A 16,151-nucleotide genomic window follows, 5' to 3' on the forward strand; every position below is an offset into this window, starting at 1 on the left:
GTCGGGTGCGTGGGCCGGGCGCCGGCGTCGGCGCGCGGCCGTTCGTCAGCCGACCGCCGGGGCGGCCGGGCGGACGTGCTCGTGCAGGTCCTCGACCGGGACGAACGGTTCGTCGAGCCCGAAGCACGACGGCCCGAACACGGCGAGCGCCTCCGGGGTCCGCATCAGGTCGGGCGTCGAGATGCCGATCACCCGGACGCGCTGCCCGAACCGCAGCCGCTCGGTGGTGATGGGCTCGGCGGTCTCGGCGTCGAGGACGCAGATCAGGTCGGGCACGACGGCGACGAGGCGGCCGTCCCGCCGGGCGACGAGGTTCTCGTTCTGGAACCGGAGTTCGAGCTCGGAGCCGTCGGTCCCCTGCACGGTGGCACGACCGCGGGCGAACCCGTCGACCGTGCGGCGCTCGACGTCGACGACCTTGCCGTCGAACAGCTCGCGCAGGTGCGTGTAGATCGTCGTGCCGAGGGCCTCGGCGAGCGCGTCGATGGGGTCGCGGTGGGCTTCGCGGGCGACCCGGATGGCCCGACCGACGGCGAGTGCCAGGGAGAGCGTGCGTGGGACGGCGGTCTCCCGCACCTGGCGGCCGGACATGGCGTACTCGGCGATGTAGGCGACGCCGCCGAGCCGGATGGTGACCCCGCGGGCGAGCCACTCCATCTTCTTGTTGTCCGTGCCGGTCTCGATGATGACGCCGTGGCCGTTCTCGTCGCTGATCGCCAGCGGACTGCCGGGGACGCCGTAGACCGAGAACGTCTCCATCTGCAGCTCGGGGAACGCGCGGCCCATGCCGTCCGCGTCGACCACGGGCAGGCCGCCGGTGGCACCGACGAGCAGCGGGATCATCGAGTTGATGCCACCGCACTCGATGGGCATCGTCGCGGTCGCCGTCCGGCCCAGGCGGGCTTCGAGCCGACGGAGGGCGCCGAGGGGTTCCGGTCCGGCGGGGATGCGTTCGAGCACCACGGTCGGTGCGCCCATCTGCGCGGTGGGGATGACGAGGGCGTCGTCGGGCACCTCGGACGGGTCGAGGATCGTGACGGGGCCGTGCTGTTCGATCGCGGCACGGACCAGCAGCATCCCGATGGTGGGGTCGCCTCCGCCGCCGGTGCCGAGCAGCGCGGCGCCGCGGGCCAGGTCGGGCAGGTCGTCGACGTCGAGGATCCAGCTCATCGGTGCGCTCCCGTGTTCGTCTCGCCCGCGCTCGTGGTGCCGTCGTGGCGGACCGCGGGGGTGTCGTAGCCGAAGTACCGCGGGCCGGCCAGGCGCAGGCCGTCCGGGGAGTGCCAGCGTTCGTCGGCCGGTGCGGTGACGATCCGGATGCGGGCGCCGAAGCGCAGGGCCTCGGTGGTGATCGGCTCGCCGGTCTCGGCGTCCAGGGTGATGATGAGGTCGGGAGCCGTGGTGCGGACCTGGCCGGCCACCTCGACCAGCAGGTGCTCGTTCTGGAACCGGAGCACCGCCTCCAGGCCGGTGTCGCTGCCGGAAGCGGCGATGCGGGCCGTGCCACGGGCGAACCCGGTGACGGTCTTGCGCTCGATGTCGGCGACCTTGCCCTCGAACACGACCGTGCCGCCGAGCACCTCGGTGACCGCCGTGACGGGGTCGGCGTTCTCGCTGCGTGCGCGGACCAGCGTCTCGCCCAGCCGGACGCTCAGCGACAGGCTGCCGCGGACGAACGACTCCTTCACCTGCGCGCCGGACATGGCGTACTGCGCCGTGATCGCGGAGCAGCCCATCTCGACCGTCGCCGTGCGGGCGAGCCGCTCTGCCCACCGGTTGTCCACCGTGTCGAAGACGACGGTGTTGCCCTTCTCGTCGGCCAGGGCCATCGGTGTCGCGCTGACCCCGGACAGGGTCGGCAGCACCATCTGCACCTCGGGGAAGGCGCGGCCCATGCCGTCGCCGTCGACCAGGGGCAGGCCGAGCTCGGCCGCGGCGACGATCGGGGTCGTCGAGTTCACGCCGCCGACCTCGATGCAGGCCAGGTGGGTGGGGGTGACCCCGAGGAACGCCGACAGGCTGCGGATGGCCTCGGCGAACTGACCGGCGGACGGCAGCTTCTCGACCATCACCGTGGGAGCGCCGATCATCGCGACCGAGAGCACCACGGCGTCGTCGGGCAGGTCCTCGACCTGGACGATCTCGACCGGGCCGTGGGCGCGGACGGCGGCCTCGGCGAGCAGGCGGCCGATGTAGGGGTCACCGCCGCCGCCGGTGCCGAGGATCGCGGCGCCGCGGGCGAGGGCGGAGCAGTCGGCGCCGATGGCGGTGAGGAGGGGTGCTGTGGGGGCGGCTTGCGTGGCTGAGGCTTGCGCTGCTGCGGCTTGCGCGGCTGCGGCGCGGGGCGCGGCGTGCGTGACGTTCATCGGACCAGCGCCCCGAGTGCCAGGTCGCCGACGGCCTTCGCGCGGATCCGCGTCGCGTTGCCCGGCAGGTACGGGATCGGGACCTCGTCGAAGTCGACGATGTCCACCGAGCCGGGGTCGGCGCCGGCCGCGATGGCACGGTCGACGGCCTCTTGCCGAGCCTCGTCGACCACGGCGGACCGGCGGCCGTCGCTGATCGCGTAGACCTTGTCGACCTCGCCGCTGACCTGCGCGATCGCCGCGCCGATGGCGTTGGCGACCGAGTAGTGCTCCGGGCGGTGCACGGTGCCGAGTCCGGGCAGGGTGTCCGGCAGCAGCACCGAGCCGCCGCCGACCGCCACGACCGGCAGCGGGTCGGACGAGGTGCGCATCCGCTCGACGATGTCGGCGACGCGCTCCGCGATGACGTCGAGCGCGCGGGCGGCGACCTCGGCGGGCACCCCGGCGACGAGCGACGGGTCCCCGATCGCACCACGGCCACCGCGGACGGCGACGTCGGTGGCGGTCAGGGTGGTACCGCCGAAGACCAGGCCCTCCTCGGTCAGGCGGTACCCGACCGAGTCCGGGCCGACGACGCTGCCGTCCTCACGGATGCGGGAGCCGCCGCCGATGCCGACGGACAGGACGTCGGGCATCCGGAAGTTCGTGCGGATGCCGGCGACGGCGACCTCGCCGGTGGCCTCACGCGGGAAGCCCGCGGTCAGGACGCCGACGTCGCTCGTCGTGCCGCCGACGTCGACGACCGCGCAGGTGTCGAAGCCGGACAGCACCGCTGCGCCGCGCATCGAGTTCGTCGGGCCCGAGGCGAACGTCGCGACCGGGTAGCGGCGGGCGTACTCGACGTCCATCAGGGTGCCGTCGTTCTGGCTCAGGAACAGCGGCGCGTCGATGCCGCTGCCCGTGACCGACCCGGCCAGGCCGTCGACGATGCGGTCGGCGAGCTCACGGAGCGCCGCGTTGATGATCGTCGCGTTCTCGCGCTCGAGCAGGCCGATGCGACCGATCTCGGACGACAGCGAGAACGCCACGTCCGGCCCGAGCTCGGCGGCCATGATCTCCTGCGCGCGCTGCTCGAACTCGTCGTTGATCGGGGAGAACACCGACGAGATGGCGACCGAGCGGATGCCCGCGGTGGCGATGGCGCCCGCGTGCCGCTTGAGCTCCTCGGGGTCGAGCTCCGAGATCACGCGGCCGTCGAACTCGTGGCCGCCGTGGGCCAGGAACGGCTGTGCGTGCACGGCCGACACCAGGTGCGCGGGCCAGTCCGTGAACGGGGGCAGCGACGCCGTCGCCGGCAGGCCCAGGCGGACCGCGGCGGTCGGGGCGAGGCCGCGTGCCTCGACCAGGGCGTTGATGAAGTGGGTGGTGCCGATCATCACGCCGTCGATGTCCGTGGGCCCGAAGGCGTGCTGCTCGCGCAGACCGTCGAGCGCGGCGACGATGCCCGAGGTCACGTCGGGGGTGGTGGACCGCTTGACCGCCGCACGGACGGTGCTGCCGTCCATCAGGACGGCGTCCGTGTTGGTGCCGCCGACGTCGATGCCGATGCGCATGGGGGTTCCTTCGGTGGTGCGGGTGCGGTGGTGCGGGTGCGGGGTGCGGGTGCGGGGTGCGGGTGCGGGGTGTTCGCGCGGTCTTCGCGGGGGTGGTGGTGGTTCGTAGCGTGGTGCTTGTTCGTGGGGACCGGCCGCGCCGTCGCGCGGATCAGGGGTGCGGCGACGCGACCGGCCGTTCGGGGACCGCCCGGGTCAGGCGGCGGGGGTGGCCGGTGCGGCGGGCGCGGCGGCGACCGGCGCTGCCTCGGTCCGACTGACACCGACGCCGCGGATCAGCCCGACCTTGCCGGCGACCACGTAGAGCACGAAGGCGATGACCACGGAGTTGATCGACGGGATGCCGACGGCGACGAAGTACCCGATCAGCGAGGCGATCGCCCAGATCACCAGGGTGGCCGGCACCCAGGTGGGCGAGGTCGCCGGGATGTTCTCGGCGTCGCTCAGCTCGCGGCGCCAGCGCTTCACCACGAAGTACTCCGCCACCATGATCCCGGCGATGGGCGGGAAGACGACCCCGAGCACGGACAGGAACGGTGTGAGGGCCCCGAGGAACCCGACCGCGGCGAGCACCGAGCCGACGACGCCCATCACGAGCGTCACGAGCCCGCGGTTCACCTGCTTGCCGAACACCGCGTCGATGAAGTTCGTGACGCCGAGGCTCGAGCTGTAGATGTTCCAGTCGTTGATCTTGAACGTGCCGAGCAGGATCACGAGGATGCCGACCCAACCGACGCTCGACGTGATCACGCGGGTGATGTCCGCGGAGCCGACGGCGTGGGCGAGCAGGACACCGGCCAGGCCGATGACGTACTCGCCGAGGGTCACACCGAGCAGCGTCTGCTTGACGACGTCGCCGACCGACCGGTTGAAGCGGGTCATGTCCGGCGTGATCACCGCACCGACGATGAACCCGCCGGCCACCAGGGTGGTCCCGGCCACGAAGCTCAGCTCCGGGCCGGCCGGGGCACGCGCGGCGAGCTCGGCGATCGAGTGCCGGCTCAGCTCGACGATGACCGCCCAGCCGACGAGCACCAGGAACAGCGGCACGGTCACGTTCGCCAGCCACTGCATCGAGTGGAACCCGCGCAGGACGATCGCGGTGACGAGCAGCCCGAACACGAGCGACCACGCCCACGCGGGCAGGATCGGCAGGATCGAGACGAGGCCGGCCGCGGAGACACCCGACTGGATGCCGAACCAGCCGATCAGGCTCAGCCCGATCGCCAGCCCGACCAGCGCCGAGCCGGCCTTGCCGAACCCGGTCCAGCGGGCGATGACCGAGGTGTTCAGGCCCTCCTTGACGCCGATGACGCCGACGAGGACCGAGACGATCTCCAGGATCACGGCGCCCAGGGTGATCGCCCAGAAGGCGTCCCAGAAGCTCATGCCGAAGCCGAGCGTCGCACCGAGCAGGAACTGGGACAGGGCCGAGATCTGCCCGAAGCGCTGCACGGCGACCTGGAACCAGCCGTAGCGCGCGGACATCGGGACTCGGCTGAGCGAGTAGTCGTCGACGGCGACCGACTCGGAACGGGGGGTTCGTGGTGCTGACACTGCGGTCTCGCTGGCCATCGTGGCTCCTCGGGGAGGGGTGTCGGCGTGGGCCGATCGGGGTGTCAGCCACGGTAGGACGGCAGGGGATTGCGGTACATGTGCAGAACGTCGTTACAGGCATGTGAATCCGTGCGCGCTGCACAGGCCGCGCGCCCGGTCCGGCTCATCACACCGCGCCGGTTAGGCTTCCGGGGTGCGTCTCGTCATCGCCCGGTGCTCCGTCGACTACGCGGGCCGGCTCTCAGCCCACCTGCCGCTCGCGACCCGCCTGCTCATGCTCAAGGCGGACGGCTCCCTGCTCGTGCACTCCGACGGCGGCAGCTACAAGCCGCTGAACTGGATGAGCCCGCCCTGCTCGATCGAGATCACCGAGCCGGACGAGGAGCAGTCGAGCGCCGGCATCACCCAGGTGTGGACGGTCACGCAGAAGAAGACGCAGGACAAGCTCATCGTCTCCCTGTACGAGGTCGTGTCCGACGAGACCCACGACCTGGGCGTCGACCCGGGCCTGGTGAAGGACGGGGTCGAGGCGCACCTGCAGCAGCTCCTGGCCGAGCAGATCGAGCTCCTCGGTGACGGCCACACCCTGGTCCGCCGCGAGTACATGACGGCGATCGGGCCGGTCGACATCCTGGCCCGTGACGACGCAGGGGCGAGCGTCGCGGTCGAGATGAAGCGCAACGCCAACATCGACGCGGTCGAGCAGCTCACCCGGTACCTCGAGCTCATGAACCGCGATCCGCACCTGCGTCCGGTGCAGGGCGTGCTGGCGGCGCAGACGGTGGCTCCGCAGGCGCGCACCCTCGCCGAGGACCGCGGCATCCGCGTCCTCGTGCTCGACTACGACGCGATGCGCGGCATCGAGGGCGGGCACACCCGCCTGTTCTGAAGCAGGCCGGACCCGGGTCCTCCTTCTGGGGTACGGAGACCTGAGGTTTCCGTGTCAATCGCATGTGACACCCCTCGAAAGAGGGGCGAACCCGCGACCCCTGTGACCAAACCTGTAAGAGTTGACAGGGGGGAGTCGCGGGGCGACCGGCGCAGCTGTCCTCCGTCATCTCGTCGCCCTCCGGGGCGGTGCCGGCCGTGATCGATGTCGATAACGGAAGAGGAATGGGGAAGACCATGACGTCACTCGCGTCACGTGTGAACAGCGATCGATCGATCGCGAACCTGCAGATGGACCGCACCAACTGGTCCGGAGCACCAGGGGAGCTGCCCGTGCTGGCCACCCCGGCCACCGTCACGGCCGCTGCCGCGTTCGTGGCAGCCAACAAGGGAGCGGTCGCCGGCGCGGCTGCCTTCGCCGGGCTGTTCGGTGCCGGCGTGTGGGTCGGCGTCGCGACGGCCGACTAGGGGTGGTGACGATGCTGCTCGAGAAAGTGAACGCGGACGCCGCGCTCGCGACGTTGCCCTTCGCCGACGTGTCCAGCCGAGGGTTCAGCGCCTCCGTCCCGGTCCTCGCGACGCCCGCCACGGCCGCGGCCTTCTGCCCCGGTTTCGTCGCTGCGTTCAAGGGCGCAGCGGCGGGTGCCGCCGCCTTCACCGCCGGGTTCACCATCGGTCAGGCCATCGGCTGACCACCTGTGCCGGCCGACGGTTCCTCGTCGGCCGGCACCCCGCTCGACCGCGCAGCGGTCGGCTCACGTACGTCCTCGTCCAGACGGGTCGCACAAGCGACTCCCTCGCCCAGGAGGCCACACACACATGCACCAGCGACCCGCGAGCGGGGACCGCGCGTGAACGCCCGGTCCGTCCTCGCGCACCTTCCTCCGCTCCGCGCACCCCGTCTCCGGGCGATCACAGCCGGCATCGGCGACGTGCTGACCGCCGTGTCGCGACCGCGCACGGCACTGCTCGCGGCCGAACGGATGAGCGCGGTCACGCAGGTGCTCAGCAGCGTCGAGTACCTCTTCAGCCGACGTGACCAACGTCCCGGCGGCCTGGGCGACTGGACGTACGGTCGCAGCGCGATGGCTACCCGGTTCCCTCGGCTGATGCCCTTCCTCGACCGCGTCTCGGACGAGAAGATCGACAACGTCGTCCACGTGCTCCGGATCGGCGCGGGGTTGTCGCTCTTCCTGCCGTTGCACGTGACGGCACACCGGGCCCCGGCGAACGCCTTCCTCGCTGCGAGCGCGCTCGTGCTGCACCCGAAGAACCACTACGGCTCGGACGGGTCCGACCAGCTCGCCTTCCTCGTGCAGACCTCGGCAGCCCTCGGCCGTGTCGGTCGCGGCTCACCCCGAGCGGCCGAAGCGGCGGTGTGGTTCCTGGCGATGCAGGCCGCGTTGTCGTACAGCGTCTCCGGCCTGGTGAAGATCGTGAGTCGGACGTGGCGGACCGGCGAGGCGCTCCCGGGGATCCTGCGCACCCGCACGTACGGCGACGAGGGCCTCTACCGGTTCCTGACCGCGCACCCCCGCCTCTCCCGACTCGCCGCGCACGCCGTCCTCGTACTCGAGACCGCGTTCCCGCTGGTCTTCGTGCTGCCGACCCGCGCTGCCTACGGGGTCGTCGGCGCGATGGCCGCGTTCCACCTGGCGAACGCGCGGTACATGGGACTCGCCCGCTTCGTGTGGGCCTTCATGGCGACCTACCCGGCCATCCTCTCGGTGGTACAGGGGCGCGCGGCGCGGTCGCTGACGGCAGGCGCGCACCGCTCGCCCGCTCGGCTCCCGGCGATCGTCGCCTCGGTCACCGGCATCCTCACCGTCGTCGGCGTCGGTTCCGCGCTGGTGCGCCGCGCCGGGATCGAGCGAGCGGACGGGCCGGAGGCCCGGAGGCACCGCACCCCGTCACGGAACGTGCTGTCCTACCGCCTCCGGCGCGCACCCGGTGCGGAGGCTCTGCCGCTCGTCGTGTTCGAGAGCGGCCACCAGTCCTCCGCCACCTACTGGCACTGGTACGGCGAGGAGCTCGCCGGACAGGTCGACACCCTGTTCTACAGCCGCGCCGGGTACGGCGCGAGCAGCTACTTCTCACGTGACAGCTACAGCCTGCAGGAGTCCGTCGACGACCTGGTCGACCTGGTCGACGCGGTCGCCGCCGATCGGGACGTCGTGCTGGTGGGGCACTCGCTCGGCGGGTACCTCGTCACCCGTGCGGCGGAGCGCCTGGGGTCACGGGTGACCGGGGTCGTGCTCATCGACCCGACACACCCGGGCGAGGTCGCCGTGTCCGCGGTGCAGGCCGAGGGTGCCCGCATGCTCGACATGTCGATGCGACTCGTCGCACCCTCGCTCCGGCTCGGACTCGGTGTGATGCTCGACGTCCCGCCGTGGGTGTTCCTCTACCCGGACGAGGTCGCAGCGCGGCTGCGGGCCGAGCTGCGGGACCACGCCCTGTGGTCCACCGCCAAACGGGAGTGGACGAGCCTGTACCAGGTGTTCCGCGCACCGGTGGGGAGCCTGCCGCCGACCTCGGCTCGTGTCGACGTCGTCGCTGCCGACCGGACCCTGCGTGAACACCCGCACCAGCGGGCGCTCGACGAGGAGTTCGTGGCCGCCGGTGACGACGGTCGTCTCACCGTGGTCGACGACACCGATCACCTCGGTCTCCTCGCCGACCGCGCCGTCGTCACCCGTATCGCCGCCGTCGTCCTCGAGCACACGACACCGCGGGTACCCGTGGAAGCGGAGGGTGCGCGCTGATGGGCCGCCGACCCGCATCCACCACCGTCATCACGACCGCCGTCGAGGCGGTGTTCGCTGGCTGGTTCGTCCTGACGCTCCTGACCCAGCACCCGCAGCGGAGCTTCGACCGGCTCCGGAGCCTGGACCCGGTCGGGCTGACGATCCCGAACTGGCGGTTCTTCGCTCCCGAGCCGGCCACCCAGGACTTCCACCTGATGTACCGCACACGCGGTGCGGACGGCCAGGTGTCCCCGTGGCACGAGGCCTCCAGCATCGTCCGCCGGCGACTCGTGCACGCGTTCTGGTTCCCCGGCCGACGCCGTGAGAAAGCGTTCTTCGACGTCGGCATCGACCTCATCGCGCTCAACTCGCTCGAGGTCGAGCAGATGCAGCAGGCGTCCTCGTACCGGCTCGTGGCCAACTACATCCGGCACGCCGTCGAACGCCGAGAGCGCTCCGGCGACCTCGAACCGGGCAGCGACGCCTTCCAGTTCATGGTGGTGCTCTACAGCGGCTACGACGAGTCCGGCGATCCCGAGTACCGCTTCGTCTCCGGGCTCGTCCCGCGGATCGAGGGTGCGGAACTGCCCGCGCCGACGGAGGACCGATCGTGATCGACAGCAACATCGACCGGGACCGCCAGGACATCGATCGCTCCGGCGGGTACGGCGGAGCGTGGGCGAGCGTCTACGACCGGGTGTTCGAGCACGGTGGCGCGCTCGAGGCCGAGGCGCTCGGGAGCCTCGTCGCTCCCGCGTCCCGGATCGTCGAACTGGGTGCCGGGACCGGCCGGGTGGCGATCCCGCTGGCGCGCGCGGGACACACCGTGCGCGCCGTGGAGGTGTCGTCCGCGATGGTGGACCGCCTGCGGGACAACCTCGGTGCCGAGGATGCCTCGACCCGAGCCCGGACGACGGTGGTCGACGCGGACATGCGGGACCACTCCGAAACGAGCGGATCGGCCGACCTCGTCGCCTGTGTCCTCGGCTCGATCTCCTGCCTGCCCGACCCGGCCGACCGGGAAGGCGTTGTGCGACGAGCCTCGTCCTGGCTCGCGCCGGGTGGCCACCTCGTGGTCGAGGCGTACGACCGAGCGACCGCGGTCGGCAGGTTCGGCATCGAGCCCCTGCCGGTCGTCACCGAACGCCCGGACGGTGCACGCTTGACGTCGACCTACCGCCTGGACACGGCGGCGGACACCTGGTCCGTCGCGCACCGGTGGGAGGAACCGCGGTCCGTGACGCAGTTCGACGAACGGGTCGCCTTCGTCGAGCCCGACGAACTCGCCGCGTGGGCGGAGGACGCCGGCCTCGAACGGGTCGCGCTGCTCGGCGACTGGTACGGCACACCCTACGAAGCGGGCGAGAACCCGCTCTGGGTCGCGGTCCTCCGGCGGCCGGCATGAACCCGGCCGGCACCATCGAGGTCCGCGACCTCGACAAGCGCTTCGGGTCCCGGCTCGTGCTCGACGGGGTCTCCTTCACCGTGCCGTCGGGGCAGGTCACCGGCTTCATCGGCAGCAACGGCGCCGGCAAGAGCACGACGATGCGGATCCTGTTGGGCCTGCTCGAGGCCGACCACGGGACGGTCTCGGTCGGTGGGCGCCCGATCGACTCCGCCTACCGCAGCGGCATCGGGTACATGCCGGAGGAACAGGGTCTCTACCCGGAGATGCGGGTCGGTGACCACCTCGTGTACCTGGCCCGGCTCCACGGCATGGGACGCCGACAGGCTCGTGCCGAGGTCGCGCGGTGGGGGGACGTGCTGGGGATCCGGCATCGTTTCGGCGACGTCGTCCGTGAACTCAGCCTGGGCAACCGGCAGCGTGTGCAGCTCGTCGCCGCCTTGCTCGGCGACCCCACGGCGCTCGTGCTCGACGAACCGTTCTCGGGCCTGGACCCGAGCGGCGTCGACGCGATGGGCGCGGTCCTCGCCGACACCGCACGTTCCGGCCGCCCGATCCTGTTCTCGAGTCACCAGCTCGACCTCATGGAACGCGTGTGCGACCGGGTGGTCATCATCCACGACGGGCGGATCGTCGCCGAGGACCGGGTCGACGACCTCCTCGAGGGGACGGAGAACCTCCACGTCGTGCGCACCGCCACCCCCGTCGCCCCGGGTGTGCTCGCCGAGCTCGGTGCGGACGTCGTGACGAGCGGCCGCCATGCGCTCAGCGGCACGACGACCGATCCGGATCGCCACGTGGTCCGGGTACCGTCCGGCACCGAGGCGGACGTCTTCCGACGCCTGGCCGTCGGCATCGACGTGATCGGCGTCGAGCGGGCCCGCGCGACCTTGTCCGACCTCTACCGAGACGCGGTGACGCAGGATGCTCTCTGATCGACCACGGCTCGACCTCCGACAGGTCGGCCACATCGCCGGCCGCGAGGTCCACGTCGGACTGCGCATGCGGTCGTTCTGGATCGGCATGGTGGTCAGCTGTCTCTTCATCGTGGCGCTCGCGCTCGCGCCCAGGCTGCTGGCCGGCAACACGAACTCGACCTCGCTCGAGTTCGCTGCGACTCCCGAGGCCGTCGCCGCGCTCTCAGCGCATGACCGGGGCGCGGTCCCCGGCGTGGGCATCCGTGCCGTCGACTCCGCGGGCGAGGCGGCCAGCGCCCTCGATGCCGGCGACGTCGCGGGCACGGCAGCGGTGGCCGACGGCCGGGTCACGGTCACGATGGCCGACAGCGCCGACGAGGCCGCCGGCCTGGCCGTCGCAGCCGCGATCAGGACCGGCACACTCGAGATGATGGTGGCCGACGCCACCGGGAGTCCGGTCTCGGTCCCCGAACCGGTGGTCCGTGCAGTCTCCGACTCGTCCGGCGACGCAGCACGTCTCGTGCTCGCGTACGTCGTGTCCATCGTGCTGTTCACGCAGATCGCTGGCCTCGGCGGGTCGGTCGCGCAGGGAACGATGGAGGAGAAGACGACGCGGGTCGTCGACATCCTGTTCTCGCGCGTGCGCCCCGTGTCCCTGCTCGTCGGCAAGGTCGTCGGCACCGGCCTCTTCGGTCTCATCCAGATGGCGATCCTCGCCCTCGTCGGGATCGGCGCCGTGCGGGTGTTCGGGACGGCTGGCCTGCAGGACCTCATCGCCCCGGCGGCGCTCGTCAGCATCATGTGGTTCGTCCTCGGGTTCGCCTTCTACGGCTTCATCTACGGGGCGGTCGCCGCCACCGCGAAGCGGCCGGAGGCACTGTCCTCGTCGTTGCTGCCCCTCCAGCTGCTGAACGCAGCAGTGTTCGTCGTCGCGATCCTCGCGCTCCAGGGCATCGGGGATCCGTGGGTCCGCATGATGAGCCTGATCCCGCCGTTCTCCGCGATCCTCATGCCGATGCGGCTCGCTGCCGGCGAGGTCGCCGGTGTCGACCTCGTGGCGTCCGTGGCGGTGATCGCCGCGGCCACGGTGATCGCCGCGGTCGGCGGCGCGAGGGTCTACCACCGGTCCATCACCGGCGGCCGCAGCCGTCTCCGCAGGTCGGTCCGCGCGACCCGGACCCGCCCGCAGCACCCGAACCCCTGACAAGCACCACACCCGCCGCACAACACCGACAGGAGCACAACGTGGAGACCACAACAATCATCTGGATCGTCGTCATCGCCGTGATCGCCGGCCTCTCGCTCACCGCCGGGGGTTGGTTCTCGCGGAAACGCCGCTGATCGGCGAGCGCCGTCGGTCGACGTCGCCCTCCGGGCGCTACGAGGACCGTCCGGTCCCCGGCCTGGAGGCGCGGCGCCCGCCCGCCCCGCCACCGACGGATCCCGGATGGTCACCGCCACGGCCCGGCTAGGGTGGGCAGGACATGACCAGCCCGTTCTCCGCCATCCTGTTCGACCTCGACGGCACCATCAGCGACTCCGCGCCGGGCATCCTCGAGAGCCTGACGCACACCTTCCGCACCGTCGGCGTCCCGGTGCCGGACCACGACACCCTGATGTCGTTCGTGGGTCCGCCGATCATGGACACGTTCCGGATCGCGATGGGCATGGACGACGAGCTCGCCGACCGCACCCTCGCCGTCTACCGCGAGCACTACTTCTCGCACGGGGCGCTCGACTCCGAGATGTTCCCGGACATCGACGTCGTGCTGCACACCCTGCACCAGGCGGGGCTGCCGATCTCGACGGCGACGAGCAAGCCGGAGACCCCGGCGACCTACATCCTCGAGCACTACGGGCTCACCGGGGACATCGACATCATCACCGGCGCCAGCGACGACGAGGTCCGGTCGAGCAAGGCCGACGTCGTCGAAGAGGCACTGCGCCGCCTCGAGGCCCACGGCTTCGACATCAGCCGTCCGGTGCTGATCGGCGACCGGAAGCACGACGTCGAGGGCGCGACCGTGCACGGCGTCCCGGTCGTCTTCGCCGAGTGGGGCTACGGCTCCCCCGACGAGGCGGAGGGCACCATCGCCCGCGCCGCCACCCCGCTCGACCTGCTGCCGATCCTGCTGCCGTCCGCGACGCCGTCCGCATGAACGACGTCGCACGTCGGGGCCTGCGCGGTGCCGCCTGGCTGCTGCCCGCGGCCATCGTCCTCATCGCCCTGAACTTCCGCGGCCCGATCGTCGCGACGGCCCCGGTCATCGGGGACGTCCGCGCCGACCTCGGCCTGACCGCGACGATCGCCGGGCTGCTGACGACGATCCCGGTGCTGTGCTTCGCGCTCGCGACGCCGTTCGCCAGCTGGGTGATCGCGAAGACCGACCCCGAGCGCGCGGTGTCCCTGTCGCTCGTCATCGTGCTCGCCGGCACGGTCGTGCGCTCGATGCCCTCGTCGGCGGCGCTGCTGATCGGCACCGCGGTCATCGGCATCGGCATCACGATCGGCAACGTGGTGATCCCGGTGGTCATCCGGCGGGACACCTCACCGGAGCGTGTCGGCCTGGTCACCGGCGTGTACACGTCGGCGCTCAACGTCGGGTCGATGATCACGTCGCTCGGCACCGCTCCCCTGGCTGCACTCTGGGGCTGGCCGGTCGCCATCGCGATCTGGGCGGTCTTCGCACTCATCGCCGCCGCTGCCTGGACGTACGCGGTCGGAGCTCGTGCCGCGTGGCGCCGCCCGCTGCCGTCCGAGCAGGACGAGCCACTGCCCGTCACCGGTCCGGTCGACCAGGTGCTCGACACCGGGGCGATCCGCACCGCCCGCGCCGCCGAGGCCGCACGGGTCGCCGCCGCCGAACCCATCCGACCGGCGCGACGGCTCATCACCTGGGGCCTGACGCTGGCGTTCGGCGGCCAGGCGTTCTCGTACTACGCCCTCACCGCCTGGATCCCGACGCTGCTGCACGACGAGATCGGCTTCTCGAAGGCGTCGTCGGGTGCGAGCTCGTCGGTGTTCCAGATCCTCGCCGTCGTCGGGGCGCTCGGCGTCCCGCTGCTCGCGACCCGTTGGCGTCCGGCACCGATCATCGCGCTCGTCGGCACGCTGTGGCTGGCGATGCCGCTCGGGCTGCTGTTCGCCCCGGAGCTCTGGTTGCTGTGGTCCGTGCTCGGCGGTGCGGCCCAGGGCGGTGGCATCACCGTGATCTTCATCGTCATCGTGCGGATCGTCTCGAGCGACGCCGATGCCCGCCGCATGTCCGCGTTCGTGCAGGGCGGCGGGTACCTGCTCGGCTCGGCCGGGCCGCTCGTCGCCGGAGCCCTGCACGGAGCGACGGGGACCTGGACGGCACCGCTGCTGGTCGTGCTCGTCGCGGTGCTCACCCTCGGCGTCGTCGGGACGTTCGCCGCACGACGGGTGTCCTGACCCCGAACCCGAACGCCGGCTGAGACGCCGCTCCGGCTCGCCCCCCGAGCCGCTGACCGACGGGGCGTGCACCCGCACGACCCCTCAGCGCGCGGACCGGCTTCGGGGCGAGCTGGCGGCACGGTCCCGGCCATCCGTCACCCCGGACCGCCAAGGTCCGGAGGGTGGACATCCGACGACCCGCCCGGTGGCGGGACCAGCCGCTCGCAGCACGGCTCACCCTGCTCGTCATCGCGGCCGGCACGACCGTGCTGCTCGCCTGGAACCTGGGCCGTGGCGGGGACTTCAGCTACTACCAGGCGTCGGCGCGGTCGATGTCCGAGTCGTGGCCGGCGCTGTTCTCGGGCGCGTTCGACCCCTCGGCGACGGTGACGCTCGACAAGCTCAGCGGCTTCGCCGTCCCGCAGGCGCTGAGCCTCCGGCTGTTCGGGCACTCCACCGCCGCGCTCGCGTTCCCCCAGGTCGTCGAGGGCCTCGTCACCCTGTGGGCCTGCTCCCTGGTCGGGCTCCGCTGGGCCGGCGTGGGCACGGGCCTCGTCGCCGCAGCGGCCGCCGGGTCGACGCCGGTCTTCGTGTCGATGTTCGCGCACCCGATGGAGGACGGCATGGTCACCGCCGCGCTGGCCGTCGCCCTGCTGTGCTGGCAGCACGCGGCACTGACCGGACGCTGGTGGCCGCTCGTCGCCGCGGGCCTGGCCGTCGGCGTCGGGTTCCAGGCGAAGATGGTGCAGGCCTGGTTCGTCCTGCCGGCGCTGCTGCTCGGCACCCTGCTGGCCACGGCCCGGCACGACGGCCGCTCGTTCCGCCTCGGCGCACGGGTGGTCCGCGCCGGGGTGCTCGGGATCGTCGCGGTCGTGGCCTCCCTGTCGTGGGTCACCGCGCTCGCGCTCACCCCGTCGGGTTCACGGCCCTGGGCCGACGGCTCCACCGACGACAGTCCGCTCGCCATGGTGTTCGGGTACAACGGCATCGACCGGTTCCTGCCCGGCGCGGTGCCCGGGTCGGTCCGGTCGTTCACGGTGCCGTTCGGTCCGCACACCTGGCGCGGTGGTCCGGCCGGGTTCGGCAAGCTGCTCGGACCACACCTGGCGTCGCAGGTCGCCTGGCTCCTGCCCGCGGCGGTGTTCGGCGTGGTGGTCGCGGCCGTGGTGCTCGTCCGCCGCCGTGCTGAGCGGCCCGGTGCCCTCGGCTCCCCGTTCGGTCACGCGTTCGACACCCGTGCCGGAGCCGCCACCCTCGCCGTCCTGGTCACCTGGTTCGGCACTGCGGCCGCCGTGCTCTCGGT

14 protein-coding genes and 1 pseudogene are annotated in these 16,151 nt (G+C 72.0%); 11 read left to right on the plus strand and 4 right to left on the minus strand.

Annotated elements, in window-relative coordinates; genetic code table 11:
* Nucleotides 1-45: 45 nt before the first annotated feature.
* From KK097_RS03845 to KK097_RS03860, 4 genes are all read right to left on the minus strand, one after another.
* Entirely contained in the window at nucleotides 46-1,170 is a 1,125-nt protein-coding gene (locus KK097_RS03845) for an S-methyl thiohydantoin desulfurase family protein (protein WP_214543765.1), read from the minus strand.
* Nucleotides 1,167-2,366, minus strand: a complete 1,200-nt coding sequence (locus tag KK097_RS03850; RefSeq protein WP_250896422.1) for an S-methyl thiohydantoin desulfurase family protein — start codon at nucleotides 2,364-2,366, stop codon at nucleotides 1,167-1,169. The genes KK097_RS03845 and KK097_RS03850 overlap by 4 nt, the downstream gene beginning before the upstream one ends.
* Nucleotides 2,363-3,919: a hydantoinase/oxoprolinase N-terminal domain-containing protein gene (locus tag KK097_RS03855; RefSeq protein WP_214543766.1), complete on the minus strand. Its 1,557-nt coding sequence runs from the start codon at nucleotides 3,917-3,919 to the stop codon at nucleotides 2,363-2,365. Before KK097_RS03855 ends, KK097_RS03850 begins: the two co-directional genes overlap by 4 nt.
* A gap of 195 nt (nucleotides 3,920-4,114) precedes the next feature.
* Nucleotides 4,115-5,494: a purine-cytosine permease family protein gene (locus KK097_RS03860; RefSeq protein WP_214543767.1), complete on the minus strand. Its 1,380-nt coding sequence runs from the start codon at nucleotides 5,492-5,494 to the stop codon at nucleotides 4,115-4,117.
* A 175-nt stretch (nucleotides 5,495-5,669) separates the two neighbouring features.
* Between KK097_RS03860 and nucS the strand changes: the two genes are divergently transcribed.
* From nucS to KK097_RS17880, 11 genes and pseudogenes are all read left to right on the plus strand, one after another.
* The gene (nucS, locus tag KK097_RS03865; RefSeq protein ID WP_214543768.1) at nucleotides 5,670-6,365 is read left to right on the plus strand and encodes an endonuclease NucS; all 696 of its coding nucleotides are present in this window, start codon (nucleotides 5,670-5,672) and stop codon (nucleotides 6,363-6,365) included.
* A gap of 224 nt (nucleotides 6,366-6,589) precedes the next feature.
* Nucleotides 6,590-6,832 (plus strand): hypothetical protein, encoded by a 243-nt coding sequence (locus KK097_RS03870; RefSeq protein WP_123339258.1) that lies wholly within the window; start codon nucleotides 6,590-6,592, stop codon nucleotides 6,830-6,832.
* A gap of 11 nt (nucleotides 6,833-6,843) precedes the next feature.
* Nucleotides 6,844-7,056 carry a hypothetical protein gene (locus KK097_RS03875; RefSeq protein WP_214529198.1) on the plus strand — a complete coding sequence of 71 codons (213 nt, stop codon included), beginning with the start codon at nucleotides 6,844-6,846 and terminating at the stop codon, nucleotides 7,054-7,056.
* A 159-nt stretch (nucleotides 7,057-7,215) separates the two neighbouring features.
* A complete protein-coding gene (locus KK097_RS18570) occupies nucleotides 7,216-9,129 on the plus strand; it encodes an alpha/beta fold hydrolase (RefSeq protein WP_214543769.1) in 1,914 nt (637 codons plus the stop codon).
* Nucleotides 9,129-9,725 carry a DUF5819 family protein gene (locus KK097_RS03885; RefSeq protein WP_214529200.1) on the plus strand — a complete coding sequence of 199 codons (597 nt, stop codon included), beginning with the start codon at nucleotides 9,129-9,131 and terminating at the stop codon, nucleotides 9,723-9,725. Before KK097_RS18570 ends, KK097_RS03885 begins: the two co-directional genes overlap by 1 nt.
* Nucleotides 9,722-10,516, plus strand: a complete 795-nt coding sequence (locus tag KK097_RS03890) for a class I SAM-dependent methyltransferase (RefSeq protein ID WP_214543770.1) — start codon at nucleotides 9,722-9,724, stop codon at nucleotides 10,514-10,516. Before KK097_RS03885 ends, KK097_RS03890 begins: the two co-directional genes overlap by 4 nt.
* The gene (locus KK097_RS03895; protein ID WP_214529202.1) at nucleotides 10,513-11,451 is read left to right on the plus strand and encodes an ABC transporter ATP-binding protein; all 939 of its coding nucleotides are present in this window, start codon (nucleotides 10,513-10,515) and stop codon (nucleotides 11,449-11,451) included. Before KK097_RS03890 ends, KK097_RS03895 begins: the two co-directional genes overlap by 4 nt.
* On the plus strand, nucleotides 11,441-12,637 hold the full coding sequence (locus KK097_RS03900; RefSeq protein WP_214529203.1) for an ABC transporter permease: 1,197 nt from the start codon (nucleotides 11,441-11,443) through the stop codon (nucleotides 12,635-12,637). Before KK097_RS03895 ends, KK097_RS03900 begins: the two co-directional genes overlap by 11 nt.
* A gap of 280 nt (nucleotides 12,638-12,917) precedes the next feature.
* Complete coding sequence (locus tag KK097_RS03905) at nucleotides 12,918-13,592, plus strand: HAD hydrolase-like protein (RefSeq protein ID WP_214543771.1); 675 nt, start codon at nucleotides 12,918-12,920, stop codon at nucleotides 13,590-13,592.
* Nucleotides 13,589-14,866 (plus strand): MFS transporter, encoded by a 1,278-nt coding sequence (locus tag KK097_RS03910; protein WP_214543772.1) that lies wholly within the window; start codon nucleotides 13,589-13,591, stop codon nucleotides 14,864-14,866. The genes KK097_RS03905 and KK097_RS03910 overlap by 4 nt, the downstream gene beginning before the upstream one ends.
* Before the next feature lie 314 nt (nucleotides 14,867-15,180).
* Nucleotides 15,181-15,726, plus strand: a pseudogene (locus KK097_RS17880) (ArnT family glycosyltransferase); the annotation flags it as partial.
* Nucleotides 15,727-16,151: the final 425 nt, after the last annotated feature.

The organism is Curtobacterium flaccumfaciens (assembly GCF_018598405.1).
GTDB lineage: Bacteria > Actinomycetota > Actinomycetes > Actinomycetales > Microbacteriaceae > Curtobacterium > Curtobacterium aurantiacum.

Bases quoted from the DNA above. Each gene is read 5' to 3' on its own strand.
- KK097_RS03845 (WP_214543765.1), bottom strand. From the start codon at position 1,170: ATGAGCTGGATCCTCGACGTCGACGACCTGCCCGACCTGGCCCGCGGC.
- KK097_RS03850 (WP_250896422.1), bottom strand. From the start codon at position 2,366: ATGAACGTCACGCACGCCGCGCCCCGCGCCGCAGCCGCGCAAGCCGCA.
- KK097_RS03855 (WP_214543766.1), bottom strand. From the start codon at position 3,919: ATGCGCATCGGCATCGACGTCGGCGGCACCAACACGGACGCCGTCCTG.
- KK097_RS03860 (WP_214543767.1), bottom strand. From the start codon at position 5,494: ATGGCCAGCGAGACCGCAGTGTCAGCACCACGAACCCCCCGTTCCGAG.
- KK097_RS03870 (WP_123339258.1), top strand. From the start codon at position 6,590: ATGGGGAAGACCATGACGTCACTCGCGTCACGTGTGAACAGCGATCGA.
- KK097_RS03875 (WP_214529198.1), top strand. From the start codon at position 6,844: ATGCTGCTCGAGAAAGTGAACGCGGACGCCGCGCTCGCGACGTTGCCC.
- KK097_RS03885 (WP_214529200.1), top strand. From the start codon at position 9,129: ATGGGCCGCCGACCCGCATCCACCACCGTCATCACGACCGCCGTCGAG.
- KK097_RS03895 (WP_214529202.1), top strand. From the start codon at position 10,513: ATGAACCCGGCCGGCACCATCGAGGTCCGCGACCTCGACAAGCGCTTC.
- KK097_RS03900 (WP_214529203.1), top strand. From the start codon at position 11,441: ATGCTCTCTGATCGACCACGGCTCGACCTCCGACAGGTCGGCCACATC.
- KK097_RS03905 (WP_214543771.1), top strand. From the start codon at position 12,918: ATGACCAGCCCGTTCTCCGCCATCCTGTTCGACCTCGACGGCACCATC.
- KK097_RS03910 (WP_214543772.1), top strand. From the start codon at position 13,589: ATGAACGACGTCGCACGTCGGGGCCTGCGCGGTGCCGCCTGGCTGCTG.